This is a genomic window from Limosilactobacillus reuteri, from assembly GCF_020785355.1.
In the GTDB taxonomy this organism is placed as follows: Bacteria; Bacillota; Bacilli; order Lactobacillales; family Lactobacillaceae; genus Limosilactobacillus; species Limosilactobacillus reuteri_I.
In genome coordinates this window covers 15,431-36,871 of record NZ_JAJGVH010000082.1, presented here as the reverse complement: position 1 = coordinate 36,871, position 21,441 = coordinate 15,431, and the positions used below count along the sequence as shown (strand labels likewise).

Here is a 21,441-nt window from a genome sequence, read left to right as displayed (position 1 = left end):
TTAATGTAAAATTAAGTTTCAGTTTTCAGTATTTTATGAAAGGAATCATAATCATGCAAAATCAGTTACCCAAGGGAAAAGAGCATGAGAAAACTCTCGGCCTCTTCGACCTTTCTATTCTAGGTATTGGCGCAATCATCGGAACTGGAATTTTAGTTTTAACTGGAATTGTCGCCGCGGAAGATTCAGGCCCCGCAATTGTTTTCTCTTTTCTGATTGCCGCTCTTGCTAGTGGCCTAATTGGTCTCTGTTATTCAGAATTGACCACTAGTTTGCCCAATTCAGGAAGTGCCTTTTACTACGCGTGGGTTTCAATTGGTAAGTTTATGGCGTTCCTTGCTGGATGGACGCTGATTGGGGTCTATGTTACTACTACCGCTACAGTAGCCAATGGTTGGACTGGGTACGTGCAATCGTTCCTTGAAGTTCTCGGAGTTAATTTACCACATAAATTACTGGTTACTCCCGCAGCTGGTGGTTATGTAAATCTCCCTGCCGTCTTGATGATCCTTTTTATGACGATTATTCTGACACGTGGAACTAGTGAAAGTAAACTTGTTAACAACTTCTTGGTTGGTGTCAAAATCTTTATTATTGTTCTATTTATCGTTGTTAGTGCTCAACATATCAATCCAGCTAACTGGCACCCATTTTTACCATATGGATATAAAGGAATTTTCACAGGAGCATCTGCTGTCTTCTTCTCCTTCCTTGGATTTGATGCATTAGCTACTTCTGCTGAAGATGCTAAAGATGTTGATAAAAATATTCCCCGGGCAATAATTTTATGTTTAGTCATTTCAACGGCCCTCTATATTTTAGTTAGTCTTGTTATGACAGGAGTTCTAAGCTATAAAGATTTGAATGTCTCTGAAGCTATGTCATATGTTCTTTTAGCTAAAGGTCATAAATACGTGGCTGAGATTGTTTCGCTTGGTGCTGTTTTAGGAATTATGGCTGTTGTCTTCGCATTCATCTATGCTGGCTCAAATATCATGAAGTCAATGAGTCGAAGTGCCTTTCTTCCTCAAGGCCTCGCTAAAGTTAATGGCAAAACTCAAAGTCCTAATCGTGCTATTTGGTTAGTCGGACTTCTTGCAGCTGTCCTAGCCGGAGAATTCGATCTCCATTATCTTGCATTAATCGCCAACATTGGATCATTGGTTGTCTTTGCTTTAATTTCGCTCATCGTAATTATTTTACGGTACCGTTATCCAGAATTAAAACGACCATTTAAGGTACCTTTTGGCAACGTTATTCCTGTTCTATCAGTATTGATCTGTATTATTTTATTAGTAAGCATCTCACTCAATGCTTGGTTAACATACTTATTATGGCTGGTAGTCGGATTAGGCGTTTACTTCTGCTATTCTCTTCGGCATGCCAACGAATTTAACTTCCAAGACGAAAGTGATATCCCAGGCAATTAAAATTTATTTCTAAATTATGATAGGGACTGTGACATAAGTTAAGTTACTTTCATAAAAAGCAAATACGCAGTACAACAATGGCCTCCAACGTCCGGCAAAACCGAACATTGGAGGCCTATTGTTGCTTGCGGGGGCTCGAAAACGAAGTCACAAGTGACTTCTGTCTCGCTCCCTATTTTAATACTATTTAACACTTCGATTTTGACGAGTTGTTTCCGCTAAGTGGACTAAATTAGTAACAAAATTATGGGTTTGGGCTTCATAATTATATTGGCGACCCAGCTTAACAAAGTAACCATTGATATAATCAACTTCCACTGGACGATTATGACTCATATCTTGGTACATTGATGGATAATGATGCGGACAGCCAACTTTAGAGACATAATTTACACTTTCTAGTTCTTCTGCTCGCGTATTAACTAATTGTACCCCTGCACGTTCACAAACATCATATGCTTCATCGATTAATTGCCGAGATAGTTCATCAGCCTTATCAAACGCCGCATATTCACCCATTGTAATTTCAAACATAGTACAAAGGGTATTAACAACTGAATTAAAGACTACTTTTGCCATCAACGTTCCCATAAAATCATCTTTAAGGGATGGATTAAAGTTTGCTTTTTTGAGTTCTGCCATTAACGCTTGTGTCTTCTCATCAGGCTTTTCAGTATAATTAGCCCAATTAGTCGTTCCCATCCCTCGTTCGCCAACAAATTCAACTTCACCAGGTTTAGTTAAGATAGTTGCTACTAAGGCAGTTCCAGCAACTACTTTTTCTTCGGGGAAATATTTCAATAATTTTTCAACATGTCCCATTCCATTCATCGCTGTCATCGCATATTGATCCTTCAAGAAATGTTCACAACGTTTTAACATATCATCTAACTGCATTTGTTTTAATTCAAAGAAAACAAAATCAGCATCTGTAGCATTGTATTCTTCAGGTGTATAAACATTAACGGGAACAAGGTGTCTATTTTTATGCTCGCGAGTTACATAAACTCCTCCTTGTTCTTTCATCTTGTTGTAATGTGGTAACCATCCTTCAACAAAATCGACTTCATTACCTGCTTCTTGTAATAGAACACCAAACCGTAATCCCATTGCACCTGCACCAACGACTGTAAATTTCATAATTCTCTCTCCTTTTTATGACTATAAAAAAGCGTCCTTAGATTAAACAACTTAACCTAAGGACGCTTTTTGCGTGGTACCACCTTAATTTGCCAATAATTCGCATTATTAGCCTCAAATGTTCAATGTTTCCATTAAACACGTCAGCTATAATGGGCTGATCCCACCATTAATTACTAATTTCATCATGGCACTCAAAGTGATTTTCATTATAAGCAGGTTATCCTTTTCCATCAACCAAGGACTCTCTGCTAATCCACTCATAATTACTCTTCTTTTCAACGTGTTTTTATAATCGAATTTTAATTTTTATCTAATTTAATACTTTGAGGTGTAAATGTCAAGATTTATTTTTTGTCATAAATTATCTTGACATTCATATTTCATCCGCGTATTATAATGACAAATAAATGAGAAACAGCTTAGAAAAGATGAGTAATCTTAGAATCTTATTACAGAGAATCACGGTTGATGAGAGGTGACATAAGAGACTGAGACGAAGATGGTCTTGGAGCTTCACGAATTACGAGTATTTTATATAAGTAGTTCACGATTGACGACCGATAAAACGTCTGGGTATAGCTTCCATCAGTGTACCTATTAAGGATAGTATTGTGAGATGCTATCAAATTAGGGTGGTAACACGTTAATTAACTATTGATTAATCAACGTCCCTAGGAAAAGTAGAAATATTTTTCCTAGGGGCTTTTTTATTGCTTCAATTCTTGAACCCATCACAAATAGAAAGGATCGATTTACTATGACTGAATTCACTACACGTACTACATCACCATTTCGTTATGACATCGTTGGAAGCTTCCTTCGTCCTCAAGAGCTAAAAGAAGCTCGCGCAAAATTTGCAAACGGCGAAATAACACAAGCAGACTTAACGGCTGTTGAAGATAAAGCAATTATTAATTTGATTAAACAAGAAGAAGCTGCTGGCCTAAAAGCAGTTACTGACGGTGAATTCCGGCGTAGTTACTGGCATTTAGATTTCTTCTGGGGATTGCAAGGAGTTAAGCATGTTAACCTAGAGCACGGTTACTTTTTCCATGACGAAGAAACCCGAAATGATTCTGCTCAAATTAGCGGAAAAATCTCCGGCGAAAACCATCCCTTTGTCAAACATTTCAAATTTACCCAAGCTCATACCTCTGATGGCGTTCAAGTTAAACAAACCATTCCTGCGCCAGCACAATTTTTAGAAGAATTTCTTCGTCCCGAAAATCAAGCTAATGCTAAAGAATTTTATCCCAACCAAGAAGATCTAGATCATGACGTTGCCGCTGCTTATCATCAAGTGATTGAAGATCTCTATGCTGCTGGTTGTCGCACTCTTCAACTAGATGACTGTACATGGGGAATTTCTGTTAACGCCTTTGCTAACCTAAAGAAAAAAGACCCCAATGCTGATGTATCTCAGCTTGAAGCCCTTCAAAAGCGATTCTTAAAAGTAAATAATGAGGCAATTGCTAATTTACCTGCCGACTTAACAATTAATACCCACGTTTGCCGCGGAAACTACCACTCAACCTGGGCTGCTGCCGGTGGTTATGGACCAGTTGCCGATACGCTATTTGCTAAGGAAAATGTCAATGCCTTCTATCTCGAATATGATAGTGAACGTGCCGGCGGATTTGAACCACTTAGCAAAGTTCCTGATGATAAGTATGTTGTTCTTGGTTTAATTACTTCAAAATCAGGTGAACTTGAAGATAAGGAAGCAATTATCAAACGAATCCATGAAGCTACGCAATTCCATCCATTAGATAAGCTCTGTCTTAGTCCTCAATGTGGCTTTGCATCAACTGAAGAAGGAAACATTTTAACGGAAGAACAACAATGGAAAAAGATTGCACTTGTTAAAGAAATTGCTACAGAAGTTTGGGGATAATTTAAAATGAATAAATAGCAGGGACTCAAGATACTTTTGAGAGTTCCTGCTATTTATTCTTCTCCTACTAAAGTCCCCACCTTGGGTAGATTTGCCAATACGCGGTCTTTATGGGGAGAAACCTTATACAGTGCATCCGTTAAATCATAACCGGCTTGATATCCATGATGAATCCCATTTTTCCAAGCAGGACTATGAGTCACATCGTAAACAATTCCATTGATTGCAATATATGCAGCTGCTCCATTCTGTCCATTATATTTACGCAACTCATCTCTGGTAAATGTTTGATTTGCCATCCAACCTACTCCTTAATCAGCTAATTTTCCGACAACTGTTAACTTTTTTAGAATTTCATCTTTTTCTTTTGAACGGCCAAAAACGACTTCCATTAACTCTTTTATGCTGATTCCTTTTTTAGGAGCATCTGTAATGTCATAAACTAACCCATCGATTGCCATGTAATGTGGCTTTTCGCCATCACCATTATATTTAGCTAATTCATCTCGTGTAAATTTCTTTTCAGCCATGAGTTGTTCCTCCTAAAGTCCATTATTATTTTAAATATAACACTATTATTTAATAAATAAACTAAAAGCACTCCAATGACTAAAAAAGCAACAAGTTAATTTTATAAAAAAGACTAAGATAAACCCAGTCTTTCTTACACTAATTGTCCTACTAACGGTAATTTGGCCAACACCCGATCTTTATGCGGAGAGTAATTAAACAGAATATCTGTCAAATCCAATCCTGCCTTGTTTCCATGGTGGGTGCCATCTTGCCACGCTGGGATATGCGTTACATCATAGACACGATTATTAATTGCTACATAAGCTGGATTCCCGTTTTGCCCATCATATTTTTTCAATTCTTCTCTTGTAAATGTCTTTGCCATAATATTCTGCCTCCTTATTTGATAGTGTCAATTCAATATCCTCACTATATCATGGAAGCGCACACAACAAATTAATAATTACCTTACTTTAATGCAAAATTACTACTCTATTAGTATTTTCTTCACAATTAATCTAATACCATATCTAAGTGCGGAATATTATCTTCAAGGTAAACATCTGAAATCGGCTTAAATCCAAACGATGCGTAAAATTCTTTAAGATACGCTTGAGCTTGAATCTGAATTGTCTTATTTGGGAAAAGACGCTTAGTTTCATCAATCGTTGCCTGAACTAGCTGACGGCCGTATTCATGTCCACGAAATTGTTTTAAAACTAATACGCGGCCAAAAGTCGCATGAGAGCTATCCTTAGCCATAATTCGCGTATAACCCACTAATTCTCCTTGCTCGTCCTTTAACATTAAATGGTGAGCGTGATAATCCTGTTCATCGATTTCTTGATAAGGACATTCTTGCTCAACAACAAAAACCCTTACCCGTTCTTCTGCCAATTTACACCATTCTTGAGCTGTCATTTCGTTTAATGTTTTTACTTCAACATTCATATTAAAAACCTCCTAAAAAATAAAAGAGTACTAACCAACTTCTTCATGTCATTGTGACAGGCCCTAGTAGAAGATGGCTAGTACTCTTAATGTCTTTAATCCGGGGACTAAAGACGAGTCGTTATTAAATTATTCGGTATCAGTATACAATGAATTAATCTATCTTGCAATTAGCGATTTAATACCAGGCAGGTTTATCCCCGTCTGTATTGGGTTTATTCACACCAAAGTTTTTTCGTGCATACGGTGCCGGATCATCAATGATTTTTGCTACAAAATTACCAATCGACTTTCGCGAGACCTCGGTACCTTTGAACGCTTCCCCTTTTGCAGTCGTTTCATAATCTACTTCATCCTTATCTGTTAACCATGCTGGTCGAATGATCGTGTAATCAAGGGTTGAATTTTCAATTACATCGGCAGCACTGCGATAAGTTCCTAAATAGCTATCTTTTTGGCCGCCACCTAACATTTCATTATTCCACTCACCAAATTTACCTGGAACCTCATCATAGATTCCAATCGAAGAAATCCAGACTAACGGCTTTACAGCATATTTTTCCATCAAACTAACAATGTTTTTAGCTTGTTGCGTAATTTCAGGATTACGTAAATTAGCATAAACCACATCTGCTCGTTCAATTGCTGGCTCTAAATCACCAATATTTAGGACATCCCCTTTAATAACTGTTTCGCGATTTTCATCGACAACATTCATATTTTGTGGGTGCCGGGTAAATAGTAATAATTCATCATTGCCATTTACTAACAATGCATCAATTGCGTGTCCAGCAATTTTTCCCGTTGCACCTAGAATCAAAACTTCTCTTGCCATTATTTCTGCCTCCTCATAAATTCTACTTTTAGTATACAATTCTCTGCACCAATTAAAAGTAAGTACATACAAGTAAGGTAGTTACACTCAGGTAAGAAATGATTGATAGACAAGTAATCGGCAAATTTTATTTTTTAATATATTTTTTGCCCCACTGGTTAATTGACCTAATTATTGGTACCAAACTTTTTCCTACTTCCGTCAATGAATACTCAGTCTTATGCGGCACTGTCGAATAAACACGCTTTTGTATAATGTTCGCTTCCTCTAAGTCCTTTAGTTGAAGAGCCAACATTCGCTTTGAACAATCCGGAATTAATTTTTGCAACTCCGAAAAACGACAAGGCTCATATTTACTAATTTGATATATAATTACGCTTTTCCATTTTCCGTTTATTAACTTAAGCGTATTTTCAATTGGACAATCTTTTTCGACCATTTTTTCTCCTTTCTCTGGTGAAATAAAATTCACTTCTTGCATATTTTTATCTTTCAGTTACTATTAGTAAGTAAATAAATGTACGGGAGTGATCATTATGAATTCACAATTTAATAGTTTAACTGCAAATCGTCGTTCAATCTATGCGCTTGGTGATAATCTTTCACAAACACCAGAAGAAGTTTTTGACTTAGTGAAGCAAACAATCAAAAACTCACCAACTGCTTTCAATAGTCAAACAGTACGAGCAGTCGTATTATTTGGCAAGTCATCAGATAAAGTATGGGAAATTGTTGAGGACGCTTTACGCAAAATCGCTAAGAGTCCAGATGCTTTTGAAAAAACAAAGGCCAAGATTGATAGTTTCAAAGCTGGTTATGGAACGATCCTCTACTTTACTGACACTACAATTGTGCACCAATTAGAGAATGATTACCCATCATATGCAGCTAATTTTGCAAACTGGGCTGAACAAGGCCTCGGTGGTGCTCAACAAGCCGTTTGGACAGCACTTGCAGAACAAGGAATCGGTGCCAGTCTTCAACATTACAACCCATTGATCGATGATGCTATTCATCAAGCATTTAATCTTCCAGCCGGTTGGCAATTGCGTGCTGAAATGCCATTTGGTTCAATTGAGGCACCAGCTGGGGAAAAGACTCATCTTGATGACGAAGAGATGTTCAAATTAATCAAGTAAACTTATTTTTCTTCATCCTCTTGAACGTTATATAATTATTGTAAACGTTAAAGGAGGAATTTTAATGGAACGGCAACCTAAAATGTATAATACTGGAGCAGACTACGCTCTAGCAATCATCGGTGGTAAGTGGAAGTCCGTTATTCTCTATCTTTTAGCTGGTCATCCCCGACGGACAAGTGAACTAGTTAAGCAACTAGGCACCTCATATAAAGTCTTGAGTGACCAGCTTCGTGAAATGATAGATGCCGGCCTCGTTATTCGAAAAAGTTTCAATACGATTCCTCCGCATGTTGAATATCGCTTAACTCCTGAGGGTGAAAATCTTTATGCTGCCCTTCGTTATTTAAATTACTGGGGCGAAAACAGAGCAAAACAAACTGGTGACATTAAAATCATGTGTACTGACGAAATGAAGCAGGTCGGCGATGATGGTTTGTGTGTCATCACTAAAAAACATCTTAATCATTGGCGCCAAGAAATTGTAAAAAGCAAGGACAAAGATATTTCTATCTAAGTTCTTGCTTTTTTGTGTTCTTTAATCTAAACGCCAATGCCATTATAAATATAATCATGTAACCCGCAAGAATAAGATGGGTATTCATGATTATTGAAAAGCTTTGAATACTTGTTTTTCCTACTGAAAAAGCACCAAAAATTTTATTCATTCCCGTTGTTCCAGCAAAAATAAATAAGCTTCCCCACATTACTAATTGGGAAATTATCCCCGCAATTGATGCATAGTAATAATTGACGATCGAAGAAATACTATAATTATGGGTTGCTTTCTCGTAGTCATCAATTGCTGTTTTACGTTCTGCACCGGCAAAGCTACGGATAATAAATACGCCAATAAAATATGTTGGCAGCCAAAATGTTAAGAAAATTCCAATTGTTAGCATCATTAAATTAATTTGACAATCCTTAAAATGGAATAAATGGTGGGTTTGTTTTACCAATAATCCTCCAAAGACGAAAGCAAATAAGTAAGCAACAATTGTCCAAGAATACATTTTTGTGCCATACAAAATGCCAATAAAAACGGTACTATACAAGGTCCAATACTGACCACAAGCACCATAAAGCATTATTCGTTGCCGTAAATGATTGGGATAGTGAAGTAATCGCCGATGGTTTACAAGCAAGGTAAGGATCATCGTGATGAGGAAGATTAATAAAAGAGCGGTTCCCCATTCAAGTGGTTTCCCAAAGCCTAAACTTCTCCCTAATCGCAACAGTAACATTGCGCCAAGCAAAATTAATGCTAGGAAGTAATTAGCCCAATGCAGACGAACTGGCAGCGGACGAATTGCGTGGGGCGTTTTCCAAATTGATCCCATTGCACCAAAAGTAATGATTAGCATTAAAGCAAAACTAATCACTGGCTTCTTTATCCACATAATTATTCCAACACCGATCAAAACTATAATAACTTGAAAAAGTGGTTTAAGATGATCCTGTTTAGGCAATAGTCCTTGTTTCGTTAATCGTTTCCGCTGACTTATTGCGGTTGGAAATAGTTGAGAAGCAATCCCTGCCCCTACACCTGACAAGTCCCAGAAGATTGGTTGAAATCCGCCAAGCAACCCTAAAAAGTAACCAACAATTCCACTATAAAGACCAATCCAGGCCAGCCGTTGATAATCATATTCTAAATCACGGCAAAATAACAAAATTGTATGCCGGAAAGCATAGAAAATAGCGAAGGGCAAGGCACCAACAAAGATATCAGACTGTTCTTTAGTAAGGGAAATATACAGCAAAAAAGGCATTAAATTTAATAATAAACTACAAACACCAGTCAACTTTTCTAATTTTTTCATTTTTATTGCCTCTAATGCTGGTCAATTGCACTATTTAGTTGCTTTCGGTTTACTAGGAAAATAATAATAACTAACGGAATAATGAATAACATTACTGGATAAAAATACTTAACTGGCAACATGCTATCAATAATTCCTCCAATGATTGGTCCAAGCGTCATTCCAATGTCAAGACCGAGAAAGAATGTCGAACTTGCTAACCCTCGTTCATTATCTGGAGCTAGCATCATTGCAGTTGATTGACAAACGGAATAAATAATACCATAGCCAAATGCCATTCCAGCAGCTGCCAGTGCCATTTCAATGTTATTTTTCATAATACTTAACATAATAAGATAAAAGATTGTTGCAACCGTGCTTAAAATCAACCATGGTTCAAAACGGACAGTATCAAATTGGGTCCGTAAGAATAACCGGCTAAGTAAAAGAACGACAGCATAAATTAAGAAATAAGCGCCGACAGCAATAGATAAGTGCCGTTGTTCAGCATATTCAACAATATCTGCCTGCGTTGCAAAATACGGGATAGCAAATAGAGCTGTTAAAAGGGCAACTGGAATAGCATCTCGCTGAATGATTTTAATATGGAGGCCACTTTGTTTTACAGAGTGGGCTACCGGTTGGGCGCGGTTACTGACAAACTGTATTGTGACAACAACTAGTAAAGCTGATAATGCAGAAATCACCATTGCAGCTCGATAACCAATAACTTTATACAAGTTAATTGATACAGCGGGAGCACACGCCATTGCCAAAGCATTCATTAGTCCATAAAAACTCATTGCTTCGCCAACATGATTAAAGGGAACCAAATATGATAGCCATGTTGTCATACAAACCGTACATAACACAAATCCTAACCCGTTAATCAAACGACATATTAACAGGAAAGTGCTATTAGGCGTTAACACATAACCTGCAACCCCAATAAAGCACAATATTCCACCCAAAAAAGCTAATGAATATTTCGAAAAACGGTCAGTCAGATTACCAGCAATTGGTCGCAAAAACATTGAAACAATGCTCATCATTCCGACGATTATTCCCGCAAAAGCACTTGATGCCCCCAAATCCTGAGCATAACCGTTAATCAATGGGTTACAGTACATATTACTAAACATAAAAAAGAATGAGGCTGCCATTACGAGCACAACATCTTTCGTAAAAATCGATTTTTCCTTCGCCATCAATTCCCCTGCTTTCTTTGCATGATTTCAATTAAATTCTAATTACTATCATACAACTATTTGTGGAAGTTAAATGATTTCCCAGGAAATAAATAAAGAGATTGGGTTTTGTTTCCCAACCTCTCCGTGTGTACTTCACTATTTATATTTTACTGCAAAGAATCCCAAGCTGGTAGAGTAACGGGTTCACTTTCAGCTACTTTCTTTACTCGATCGCTAAGGTACTTCTTATTAATAACAGCTTCATAAGTATACTCTTCAAACCAATCTTGGGTCATTACAAAGTATCCGTTATCGCCATTATCTTTACCCCAACTGTTTTCAATCTTCCATCGTGTAGGTTGATCATTTATCATGTCAAAGCCTGTTAATGTCATTGCATGAGAAACAACGGCTTGCTTAGTTTCCAAACGATGCTTCTTATCCATTACAAAGTCAACATCAAGCAATTCCTCTCGATGATATAATTTTGCATCCATCAAGCCTCGCTTACGGTCCATTTGTTGGAGAACATCATTTCCAACCCAAACCGTTTCACCAGCTTGCAATTGTTTGATGGCTCCTTTTTGTAATTCTTCAAAAGGAACATTAACAAATTTAATTGGCAACCCATCAACCACACTATCTTGCGCTGGCATTAAATAACTCCGATCCATTTCATGATCAGGAGCGTTAGTAACTACAACATAGTCACTTAAGTTTGTATCAAAGTATTCATGATAGAACTTTAATGGCGTTAAGCCAAGAACTTGGTGGAACTTTTTATCATCATCCCGATATTCAAGATCAAATTTTGCAGGCGGTTCACCAAATGAGTAGGCCGCAATCTTATAAACGTCACCCATCATTCGTTCTTGTGCTTCCTGTAATTCCGCTGCACTGGCATTAGTTTGCACCATTGCTCGTAATTCAATTGCATCTTTGCGCATTAAACTATCAAATACTTCGGCCACATCTGAAGTATCCTTCGTATTATGTGTGTCAGGCATTACATATTCTGGAACAACACCATATTTTTCGATAATAGAAGCAGCATTCGCCCATTGTCCACCATCATTTAATGCAAAACTAAGGTAGAAATCAACGGTTCGATCATGCAAGGGCTTATCAGCAGTTGCAATAATCTTTTGGAAAAACATATTTGCCCGCTCAATTCGATCCCAGAAAAACAGATAATTTTGTGACAATTCAAAGTCCTTGAACTTATATTTTATCGCAAACTTATGACGTAATGTGTTTAACGCTGCAAAAGACCAGCAACGCCCACTATGACGCTGGTTGGTTGGCTTACCTGTCTTAATTTCATAAGAAAATGCCCGATGAAGACGTTCACTTGCCGTTGGATCTTCACTTGCAGCTTTAATTCCATTTTTTTGTATTGCCCGGGCAATAATTTCTGCATCTTTACGTGAATGAAATTCTTTCTTTAATTTTTCAACCATTTTTGAGGTTAAATCGTGTTCTTCAGTCACAATAAATCCCTTCTTTGCCTAAAATTCTAAAATGACTTATACACTATTAATGATACCGCATTTTAGGCAAAATTATTGAATTAAAGCTTGGAATCATCATCCTTTACTGCTTACAAAAAATTAGTTAAAATCATATGTAATAGGTCACTTTTAATTATAAATTGGAGAAACTGCGTTAAAATTCATCTAGGAGGTCGATTAGTTATGAAGAAAGTATTTGTTGTCGGCGGTTCAGGCCGTGTTGCTACTGACTTAATTAAAGATTTAGTTGCTACCGGTAATGAAGTTACAGCTGGTGCTCGCCATCCGGAAAAAGTTATTAAGTTAAACCACGTTACTGCTGTTGGTTTGAACCTACATGATAGCGTTGAAAAAATCGCTGAATTAATGAAGGGTATGGATGCAGTTTACTTTGTCGCCGGATCACGTGGTAAAGATTTACTGCAAACTGATGCGATGGGGGCAGTTAAAACAATGCAAGCTGCCGAAAAAGATGGCATTAAACGTTACATTATGTTAAGTTCTCTCTATGCTTTACAACCCGAAATGTGGTCAAAAGTTCCATCATTAGCCTCAATCATGGACTACAATATTGCCAAGTTTTTCGCTGATAATTATCTTATCTCAAATACGAACCTTGACTACACTATCCTTCAACCCGCTAGCTTAACTGATGAACCAGGGACTGGTAAAATTCAAATTGGTGAAGGTTCTGCAACCTCTAATCCGATTCCAGATGTTGCCCAGACCTTAGCCGATATTTTACAACACGATAATACAATCGGTCATGTTATCATGATGCGGAGTGGCGATACGCCGATTGAAGAAGCACTAGATCAAATTTGATTTTTTACAGGTTGTTGATCAGTCAAAACAAGATATGGCTGGTCTACAACTTTTTTCTATTCCAAAATCAGGTAATAGTTTAGCTAATTCTTCTCATCAGCCGTATAATAAACATTAAAAACAAATTAAGAAGGGAATCTTTTACATGGCAAAACTCGAACGCTTTTATAATACTTTCCAACCTGACCATTATGATGTTTTTATCGATATTAATCGAGCAAAGAAAACCATTAATGGAAAAACAACTATCACTGGTAACGCAACTGATCCTCAAATTGCAATTAATCAAAAGAATTTGCAGGTCACCAGCGTTCAAGCAGACGGTCAAGAATTAGACTTTAATATTGATAATGATGCCGAGGCAGTTCGGATTACCCTTCCGCAAACTGGTAAAGTAACTTTTACTGTAACTTATAATACTAAGTTAACTGATTCGATGATGGGAATTTATCCCTCATACTATGAGGTTGATGGGGAGAAAAAGCAGATTATTGGAACTCAATTTGAAACAACTTTTGCGCGGCAAGCTTTCCCCTGTGTCGATGAACCAGAGGCTAAAGCTACCTTCAGTCTAGCAATTAAATTTGATGAGCATCCTGGCGAAACCATTATCGCTAATATGCCAGAAGATCATGTTGAAAATGGCATCCACTACTTTGAACCCACTGTGCGAATGTCCACTTATCTTGTTGCCTTTGCATTTGGAGAACTCCAAAGTAAAATTACTGAAACAAAGGGTGGCGTTAAAGTAGGTGTATTCGCAACGAAAGCGCACCAACCAAAAGAACTTGATTTTGCATTAGATATTGCTAAGCGGGCAATCGAATTTTACGAGGAATTCTATCAAACTCCGTACCCTCTTCCACACTCATGGCAGTTAGCTTTACCTGATTTCTCTGCCGGTGCAATGGAAAACTGGGGATTGGTAACCTACCGTGAAGCTTACTTATTACTCGATCCAGACAATACTTCCCTTGAAATGAAACAATTAGTTGCAACTGTCATCACACACGAACTAGCTCACCAGTGGTTTGGTGATCTTGTGACAATGAAGTGGTGGGATGATTTATGGCTCAATGAAAGTTTTGCTAATATGATGGAATATGTTGCTGTTGATGCTCTCCAGCCTGACTGGCACATTTGGGAACTTTTCCAAACCTCGGAAGCCCCAATGGCATTACAACGGGATGCAACTGATGGCGTTCAATCCGTTCATGTTGATGTTAACAATCCGGCCGAAATTGATGCCCTATTCGATGGCGCGATTGTTTATGCCAAAGGATCGCGAATGTTAGTAATGGTCCGGGCGCTTTTAGGTGATAAAGCGTTACGAGAAGGTCTTAAGAATTACTTTGCTGCTCATAAATACAGTAATGCAACCGGAGCTGACTTATGGAAAGCTCTTGGCGATGCATCAGGGCTTAATATTGGAAAGATCATGAATTCATGGCTTGAACAACCAGGTTATCCTGTTGTAACAGCAAAGATTAATGATGATGGCGACTTAGTACTATCACAACAGCAATTTTTCATTGGTGACGGTAAAGATGTTGATCGGCAATGGCAAATCCCGCTTAATAGCAACTATGATGAAGCTCCACAAATTATGGCTGAACAAGAACTTAACCTTGGAAATTATCAAGCATTACGTGATAAGAATGATCAACCATTCCGGCTAAATCTCGGTAATAATTCACACTTCATCGTAAAATATGACGATACGCTGCTAAACGATATTTTAGATCACGCTGATGAATTAGACCCGATCGCCCAGCGCCAACTTCTTCAGGATCTGCGGCTGCTTGCTCAAGGACAACAAGTATCTTATGCGTCATTAATTCCATTATTAAAGCAATTTAAAGATAGTACTTCTGCCATTGTTAACGCCGAACTATACCAAATTGCTAATAGCCTTAAAATGTTTGCTAAACCTGATTCTCCGGCTGAACAAGAACTGCGACAATTCTTTGATTTATTAAGCAAGGATCAGGTAAAGCGGCTTGGTTGGTTGCCTAAAGATGGTGAAAGCAATGACGATCAATTAACGCGCCCTTACATTCTTAGTGCTTCACTATTTGCACGCAATAATGATTCAATTACTCAAGCTCACCAAATCTTTACTGAAAATCAGGATAAATTAGAGTCTCTTTCGGCGGATATTCGTGGTTTAGTTCTTAAAAATGAAGTTCAAAACTTCGGGAATGCTGAATTATTTGATAATTTGATCAAAGCTTACCAACAAACAGCGGACGCAAGCTTTAAACAAGACTTGCGAATGGCAATACCAAATACAACTGATCCAGCATTAATTGCAAAAGTTGTTAGTTACTTTGAAGATGCTGACATCATTAAGCCACAAGATTTACGAGCATGGTATCGCGGACTTCTTGCCAATCAAGCAGGTCAGCAAGCGGCCTGGAATTGGCTTCGTGATGAATGGCAATGGTTAAATGACACAGTTGGTGGCGATATGGAATTTGCTACCTTTATCACTGTAACTGCTGGCGTTTTCCATACTCCAGAACGATTGAGCGAATTTAAAGATTTCTTTGAACCGAAACTTAATACACCAGGTTTAACCCGGGAAATTAAAATGGACATTAGTGTAATTGAAAGCAAAGTCAATTTAATTAACAAAGAGCAAACAGCAGTTAATGATGCAATCGCTCAACAATAACGAAATTTCACTTGATTCAAGCGATAGTAATTTTCGCTTATTTTGTTGATTCATACTTATATTTAGCATATATTACTACTGTTGGGGTAGGAATCTCAGAGTTATTGTCTAACGGAACGGAATGTGAACGTTAGAAGGAGGCTAATAGCTAGCTGCTTTGTTATTCCGCATTCACCATGAACGGAAACGTCAATGTGTTCCCTAACGAAATTTTTAAAAGGGAGTGGATTGATATGTCTACGTTATCATTTGCCGGACCGCGTTTTACTACAAAGAATTTAACTTTAGCTGCTATGCTAGTCGCACTGCAGGTAATCTTAAATAAACTTTCAATTGGAGATCCAGCGGTTTTAAAATTTAGTTTCGGTTTTATTGCCACCGCGCTTATTGGCTATTGCCTTGGTCCATGGATTGGTGGATGGTCAATGGTCGTGTCTGATATCATAAGCAATACTATTTTAAATTCAGGAAGCTTATTCTTTCCTGGCTTTACCCTCTCAGCATTTATCGCTGGTGTAATTGCAGGAATGTTCCTATACCAACAACGGATAAGCTGGCAACGAATTTTAATATATGAGTTTTTCCAAATTCTTCTTACTAATGTTATCGGTACAACTTTATGGCTTTATCTTATGAGCTTAAGTTCCAGCAGTAGTAGTCATACTTTCATGGCGCTCCTTTTCATTCGTTTGCCAAAAGAGTTGATCATGTGGCCAATTGAGACCTTGCTTGTACTAGTTATATTACGGCAATTATCACGATTAAATTTAATTGCAAAAAAGAGTGAAAAATAAATTTATTTAAAAAAGTATTGCATTTTAAATGAATTAGGTTAAAATACAATTAACAAAATAAAAAAGCGATGAGAAAGAAGAGTAACTAGTTGTATTCGTTCAGTGAACTGGTGGTAGTGAGAAACCGGTCGACCCTACGCTAGTGAATAACACTTTCGCGAGTGCTGCCAACCCAAATAAGTTTACTTAAAGTAGGCTTGGCCGGATCCGGACCGTTACCTCACCGGCAGAGCATGATGTGCTCTTGAGGAGGCCTAGTTTTATACTAGACAATTTGGGTGGTACCGCGGAAAAAAGCCTTTCGTCCCTTAATTATAAGGGGAACGAAGGGCTTTTTTAATTCATTCCTAAATCTATTATTTAAGGAGTGTCTATTATGGACTTAACTATTCCAAAGTATTACGATCCACGTCTTTCAATCAGAGAAACTGAAGCTGCTATTCGTTATATTCGTGAAACTTTCCAAGACGAATTTGGTAAAGAACTAAACCTTCAACGGATGTCTGCACCAATGTTTGTTGAAAAGAGTACTGGATTAAACGATAACTTAAACGGTGTTGAACAACCAGTATCGTTTGAAATGAAGGATATGCCAAGCGAAACTGTTGAAGTTGTCCATTCCCTTGCTAAGTGGAAACGTCTTGCCCTTAAGCGGTACGGTTTTGGGATGCATGAAGGTCTCTACACCAACATGAACGCCATTCGTAAGGAAGAAGACCTCGATAACTTCCACTCAATTTATGTTGACCAGTGGGACTGGGAAAAGATTATTAGTAAGGATGAACGAACAGAAGAAACCTTAAAGGATACAGTTCGTGACATTTTCAAAGTGATTAAGCACATGGAACATGAAGTTTGGTACAAGTTCCCGCAAGCTGTCTACCATTTACCAGATGAGATTCACTTTGTTACAACGCAAGAGCTTGAAGATCGGTGGCCAGACCTTACCCCACTTGAACGGGAAGATAAAATTGCTAAAGAGCTTGGTGCTGTCTTTGTAATGAAGATCGGTGATAAGTTGCAACGCAGTGGTAAGCCTCACGATGGTCGAGCACCTGACTATGATGACTGGAGTTTAAACGGTGATATTATTTTCTGGTATGAACCTCTTCAACGCCGGATCGAAATTTCAAGTATGGGGATTCGGGTTAGTCCAGAATCAATGAAATACCAACTTGAACAAGCCGATGCAACTGATCGTGAAAAATTACCATTCCATAAAATGTTGCTCAATGGCGAATTACCATATACAATTGGTGGAGGAATTGGTCAATCCCGTCTCTGTATGCTCCTTCTTGGCAAAGCTCATATTGGAGAAGTACAGGCAAGTATTTGGCCAGAAGATATGATTAAGAAGTGTGAAGAAAACCACATTCAAATTCTATAATTTAAGGGAGAGTATAAAAGTGGAAACTATTACAATTAGTGAAGCACCTAAACATGTTGGGGAAACAGTTAAAATTGGTGTTTGGTTAACTGATAAGCGTTCAAGCGGTAAGATTGCATTCTTGCAACTCCGTGACGGAACTGGATTTTTCCAAGGAATCATCCGTAAAAATGATGTTTCGGAAGAAAAATTTGATTCTGCTAAGCACGATTTACACCAAGAAACCAGTTTTTGGGTAACCGGTGAAATCGCTGAAGACAAGCGTTCAAAGTTTGGTTACGAAATTCACATCAAAGACTTTGACATTGTTGGCGAAAGTGAAGATTACCCGATCGGTAACAAGGAACATGGAATTGATTTCTTGCTTGATAACCGTCATTTATGGTTACGTTCTCGCAAGCCGTGGGCATTAATGCGGATTCGAAGTCGTGTTAAGCTTGCGACAATGGAATTCTTCGAAAAGCATGGATTTACTCAATTTGATGCTCCAGAACTAACTGGAAGTGCTCCTGAAGGGACAACAGAATTATTTGAAACTGACTACTTTGATCGTTCTGCTTTCCTTTCACAATCTGGCCAACTATATGCAGAAGCTGGCGCTATGGCATTAGGTCGCGTCTACACGATGGGTCCTACTTTCCGTGCTGAAAAGTCAAAGACTCGTCGTCACTTAATGGAATTCTGGATGATCGAACCAGAAATGGCTTGGATGCACCAAGATGAAAGCCTTAAGATTCAAGAACAATACATTGCTTACTTGGTTCAAGACTTAATTGATCACTGTGCACGCGAACTTGAAATGGTAGGTCGTAGTGTAGAAAGTTTGAAGCCATTTACTGAATTACCATATCCACGAATCACTTATAAAGAAGCAATCGAAATGCTTCAAAAGGGTGGCTTTGATGTCGAATACGGTGCTGACTTTGGTTCACCAGAAGAAACCTACTTGGCAGATCAATTCCAAAAGCCAGTATTTATCTTGAACTATCCTAAAGAAATCAAGGCTTTCTACATGCCTGAAGACCCTGAAGATTCTCGTCAAGTTATCTGTGCGGACTTGCTTGCTCCAGAAGGCTATGGTGAAATCATTGGTGGTTCTGAACGTTCCTACGACTACGAATACATCACAAACAAACTTGAAGAAAACGGCCTAAGTAAAGAAGATTACGGTTGGTACGATGATTTACGGAAGTACGGTTCAATTCCTCACTCTGGATTTGGAATGGGACTTGAACGATTCTTAGCTTGGATTACTCTCCAAGACCACATTCGTGAAACCATTCCATTCCCACGGATGCTTAACCGTTTGAACCCTTAATAACGAAAAAAAGATGAGACTAGATTTTTAGCCTCATCTTTTTTATATGCTTTTTTAGAACTCAATTTACTTTTTCTTCATTATTAAAATATGCTGTTCCTTTTCCCCAGTAAAATCCTTGTTGTAAGATAACCGGATTTCCAGCAAATTTTTTAGCTAATTGTCGATTTGAAATTCCTTCAATAACAAAGGTAAGATGATGTTTTTTGGCAAAAGCTAACCACGCATTAACAAAGCTTATCATCAGTTCATAATCTTCATCCTTAAAAAGTAATAGCGATAATTTGATTCGACTAATAACCTTTAGCTGTCTTTTAATGAATGCATAGCTATTACTACCCGCACACACATCATCAATCGCCAATTCAAAGCCCATTTCCTTAAGCCGTTTGATTTCCCTATTTAAGTAATCAAGACTATGAATCGTTTCGCGGCGTTCCGTAATCTCAATGGCCACGTGATCGTGATATGCTTCGCGAATCTCTGCTAAAAATTGCCAAATACTTTCAAATTTCATTTGACATGGTTCTAGATTAATATATATTTTGCGATTTTGTTGCTCTTTTAAAGCATTTTTTAATGATTTACGGCTCGCCTTAATCCATACATCGTTCCCCTCTTGCGTTGTGAGACTATGCAGGAAATCACTCCCTGGAAACTCGCCATTATTATTTCGAATAAGCATTTCATAAGTGTCAATTTCAGCATTCATCGCTTGATCAACACTAAGGATTGGCTGAAATATATTGTACATTTTTATCCCTAACTTTTAATAATTGTTATTTATTTTACGTTCTAAACTAGGCTTTTGGGGACGTTGGTGATGCTGATCAGTAACAATCCATCCCCGGCCATTGTTCTTTACACCATATAACATTTTATCAGCTCGCTTCAGGGTCGTGTCAAGTGCTTCATCATTCAAACGATCAGTTAAACTGCATGAAAAGCTAATCGTTAATCTAATTCCTTCTTTAGTAACAATCGATTTATTATTAAAGAATTTTTCAATTGACTGTAGTAATTGATAAACCTCTTCTAGTGAATGGTTAGAAACTACAATAGTGAATTCTTCACCCCCGAAGCGATATACATAACCATGCTTGGGAAATGCGGAATGAATTTGTTCGCGAAAAACTGTTGAGAAATAATTTAATACTTCATTACCAACAAAGTGACCGTATGTATCATTTATCTTCTTAAAGTGATCAATATCTAATGCCCCGATTACAATATTATGAATTTCACTATTATTAGCTAATCGATTAATTTCTTGACTAAGCGCTCGGTAGTTAAGTAACCCTGTCAAATCGTCACGTTCACTTTCTTTTTCAAGAAGTTTTATTTTTTGCTCATTTTTCTTCTCACTATAAAAACGTTGCTCTTCAAACATCGCAATAACGAATAATCCTAACGTGGCTGCGGCAACACTTACAGGTGAAAAGCTATGGTTAATCCCCAGCGATACTAACTCAACTACTCCCAACGATGCAATGGCATAAAAATAACTAATTCTTTTAGAAATGCTGCGCCACCGCGTTAAAGCCAAACAAATTGTCGTAAAAACAATCGATTCAACGATCCAATACCACCAATCTTTTAGCGGCAAAATCCCCATCAAGTATTCCACGACATTCACAAACAACGGGGTTAGAGCTAATAATGCCCACCATATTTTGTACACTTTATCGCGAAAAAGCATTGTAACAGAAACAACTTGCATGAAAACGACTTGCCCGATATTAAATAAGGACAACTGAAATAAACAAAATTCCTGAATAAAGTAAGTAATTATAATAACGGCTCCTAGTCCCCAACTAGTTAACCGTGAATTCTTATACGAAACCCAATACCGTTCAAAATAAATTTGACTGATAATCATACAAATAACGATGATTGGTAAATAGAGTATCGCGTAAAAAAGTTTAAGCGCCAACTTATTTTCACCTTTTCAAACTTTATTTTTATTAATAGCTTTAAAATTGTACTTCTTATAGCTGAATTAATCTAGTAGCGCTTCTAATCTTTCATTTAA

21 protein-coding genes, 1 riboswitch and 2 other annotated features are annotated in these 21,441 nt (G+C 37.7%); of the genes, 9 read left to right on the top strand and 12 right to left on the bottom strand.

Annotation, left to right across the window (positions count from 1 at the left end):
• Window positions 1-35: 35 nt before the first annotated feature.
• On the top strand, window positions 36-1,430 hold the full coding sequence (locus LMB56_RS08825) for an APC family permease (RefSeq protein ID WP_229284062.1): 1,395 nt from the start codon (window positions 36-38) through the stop codon (window positions 1,428-1,430).
• Between the two features lie 183 nt (window positions 1,431-1,613).
• Here LMB56_RS08825 and LMB56_RS08820 read toward each other — a convergent pair whose 3' ends face one another.
• Window positions 1,614-2,570 (bottom strand): ketopantoate reductase family protein, encoded by a 957-nt coding sequence (locus tag LMB56_RS08820; RefSeq protein ID WP_019254090.1) that lies wholly within the window; start codon window positions 2,568-2,570, stop codon window positions 1,614-1,616.
• A gap of 55 nt (window positions 2,571-2,625) precedes the next feature.
• Window positions 2,626-2,861 (bottom strand) — a binding site (T-box leader).
• 469 nt (window positions 2,862-3,330) lie between these two features.
• Here LMB56_RS08820 and LMB56_RS08815 point away from each other — a divergent pair.
• The gene (locus LMB56_RS08815) at window positions 3,331-4,467 is read left to right on the top strand and encodes a 5-methyltetrahydropteroyltriglutamate--homocysteine S-methyltransferase (RefSeq protein WP_229284061.1); all 1,137 of its coding nucleotides are present in this window, start codon (window positions 3,331-3,333) and stop codon (window positions 4,465-4,467) included.
• Between the two features lie 53 nt (window positions 4,468-4,520).
• Here the strand turns inward: LMB56_RS08815 and LMB56_RS08810 are convergent, their stop codons facing one another.
• From LMB56_RS08810 to LMB56_RS08785, 6 genes are all read right to left on the bottom strand, one after another.
• Window positions 4,521-4,766, bottom strand: a complete 246-nt coding sequence (locus tag LMB56_RS08810) for a cytochrome b5 domain-containing protein (protein ID WP_229284060.1) — start codon at window positions 4,764-4,766, stop codon at window positions 4,521-4,523.
• Window positions 4,767-4,778: 12 nt separating this feature from the next.
• Window positions 4,779-4,997 carry a cytochrome b5-like heme/steroid binding domain-containing protein gene (locus LMB56_RS08805; RefSeq protein WP_003665104.1) on the bottom strand — a complete coding sequence of 73 codons (219 nt, stop codon included), beginning with the start codon at window positions 4,995-4,997 and terminating at the stop codon, window positions 4,779-4,781.
• 134 nt (window positions 4,998-5,131) lie between these two features.
• On the bottom strand, window positions 5,132-5,365 hold the full coding sequence (locus LMB56_RS08800) for a cytochrome b5 domain-containing protein (RefSeq protein ID WP_035156317.1): 234 nt from the start codon (window positions 5,363-5,365) through the stop codon (window positions 5,132-5,134).
• A 128-nt stretch (window positions 5,366-5,493) separates the two neighbouring features.
• Entirely contained in the window at window positions 5,494-5,931 is a 438-nt protein-coding gene (locus LMB56_RS08795) for a GNAT family N-acetyltransferase (RefSeq protein ID WP_003665107.1), read from the bottom strand.
• 178 nt (window positions 5,932-6,109) lie between these two features.
• Entirely contained in the window at window positions 6,110-6,766 is a 657-nt protein-coding gene (locus tag LMB56_RS08790) for an NAD(P)H-binding protein (protein ID WP_229284059.1), read from the bottom strand.
• A gap of 127 nt (window positions 6,767-6,893) precedes the next feature.
• Entirely contained in the window at window positions 6,894-7,205 is a 312-nt protein-coding gene (locus tag LMB56_RS08785) for a winged helix-turn-helix transcriptional regulator (RefSeq protein ID WP_153702838.1), read from the bottom strand.
• A gap of 97 nt (window positions 7,206-7,302) precedes the next feature.
• On the opposite strand from LMB56_RS08785, the gene LMB56_RS08780 reads away from it, so the two are divergent.
• The gene (locus tag LMB56_RS08780) at window positions 7,303-7,905 is read left to right on the top strand and encodes a nitroreductase family protein (protein ID WP_153702733.1); all 603 of its coding nucleotides are present in this window, start codon (window positions 7,303-7,305) and stop codon (window positions 7,903-7,905) included.
• A gap of 64 nt (window positions 7,906-7,969) precedes the next feature.
• Window positions 7,970-8,422 (top strand): winged helix-turn-helix transcriptional regulator, encoded by a 453-nt coding sequence (locus LMB56_RS08775; RefSeq protein ID WP_035156309.1) that lies wholly within the window; start codon window positions 7,970-7,972, stop codon window positions 8,420-8,422.
• On the opposite strand, the gene LMB56_RS08770 is transcribed toward LMB56_RS08775, so the two are convergent.
• The 3 genes from LMB56_RS08770 to LMB56_RS08760 form a co-directional block, all read right to left on the bottom strand.
• Window positions 8,415-9,728 (bottom strand): hypothetical protein, encoded by a 1,314-nt coding sequence (locus LMB56_RS08770; protein WP_229284058.1) that lies wholly within the window; start codon window positions 9,726-9,728, stop codon window positions 8,415-8,417. The two genes, LMB56_RS08775 and LMB56_RS08770, sit on opposite strands and share 8 nt — an antisense overlap.
• 11 nt (window positions 9,729-9,739) lie before the next feature.
• Window positions 9,740-10,915 (bottom strand): MFS transporter, encoded by a 1,176-nt coding sequence (locus tag LMB56_RS08765; RefSeq protein WP_229284057.1) that lies wholly within the window; start codon window positions 10,913-10,915, stop codon window positions 9,740-9,742.
• 149 nt (window positions 10,916-11,064) lie between these two features.
• Window positions 11,065-12,387: a C1 family peptidase gene (locus tag LMB56_RS08760; RefSeq protein ID WP_229284056.1), complete on the bottom strand. Its 1,323-nt coding sequence runs from the start codon at window positions 12,385-12,387 to the stop codon at window positions 11,065-11,067.
• A gap of 204 nt (window positions 12,388-12,591) precedes the next feature.
• On the opposite strand from LMB56_RS08760, the gene LMB56_RS08755 reads away from it, so the two are divergent.
• The 5 genes from LMB56_RS08755 to asnS all read left to right on the top strand — a co-directional run bounded on the left by LMB56_RS08755 (window position 12,592) and on the right by asnS (window position 19,409).
• Window positions 12,592-13,233: an SDR family oxidoreductase gene (locus LMB56_RS08755; protein WP_153702730.1), complete on the top strand. Its 642-nt coding sequence runs from the start codon at window positions 12,592-12,594 to the stop codon at window positions 13,231-13,233.
• 145 nt (window positions 13,234-13,378) lie between these two features.
• Window positions 13,379-15,910: a M1 family metallopeptidase gene (locus LMB56_RS08750; RefSeq protein ID WP_229284055.1), complete on the top strand. Its 2,532-nt coding sequence runs from the start codon at window positions 13,379-13,381 to the stop codon at window positions 15,908-15,910.
• Between the two features lie 80 nt (window positions 15,911-15,990).
• A riboswitch (THF riboswitch) is annotated at window positions 15,991-16,089 on the top strand.
• A 54-nt stretch (window positions 16,090-16,143) separates the two neighbouring features.
• On the top strand, window positions 16,144-16,704 hold the full coding sequence (locus tag LMB56_RS08745) for a folate family ECF transporter S component (RefSeq protein WP_183144978.1): 561 nt from the start codon (window positions 16,144-16,146) through the stop codon (window positions 16,702-16,704).
• A 59-nt stretch (window positions 16,705-16,763) separates the two neighbouring features.
• Window positions 16,764-17,016, top strand: a binding site (T-box leader).
• A 64-nt stretch (window positions 17,017-17,080) separates the two neighbouring features.
• On the top strand, window positions 17,081-18,091 hold the full coding sequence (gene asnA / locus LMB56_RS08740) for an aspartate--ammonia ligase (protein ID WP_229284054.1): 1,011 nt from the start codon (window positions 17,081-17,083) through the stop codon (window positions 18,089-18,091).
• A 19-nt stretch (window positions 18,092-18,110) separates the two neighbouring features.
• Entirely contained in the window at window positions 18,111-19,409 is a 1,299-nt protein-coding gene (gene asnS, locus LMB56_RS08735) for an asparagine--tRNA ligase (protein ID WP_029507411.1), read from the top strand.
• A gap of 61 nt (window positions 19,410-19,470) precedes the next feature.
• Here asnS and LMB56_RS08730 read toward each other — a convergent pair whose 3' ends face one another.
• Together LMB56_RS08730 and LMB56_RS08725 are read right to left on the bottom strand one after the other, a co-directional pair.
• Window positions 19,471-20,163 (bottom strand): EAL domain-containing protein, encoded by a 693-nt coding sequence (locus LMB56_RS08730; protein ID WP_109975951.1) that lies wholly within the window; start codon window positions 20,161-20,163, stop codon window positions 19,471-19,473.
• Between the two features lie 15 nt (window positions 20,164-20,178).
• Window positions 20,179-21,342, bottom strand: a complete 1,164-nt coding sequence (locus LMB56_RS08725; RefSeq protein WP_229284053.1) for a GGDEF domain-containing protein — start codon at window positions 21,340-21,342, stop codon at window positions 20,179-20,181.
• Between the last annotated feature and the right edge of the window lie 99 nt (window positions 21,343-21,441).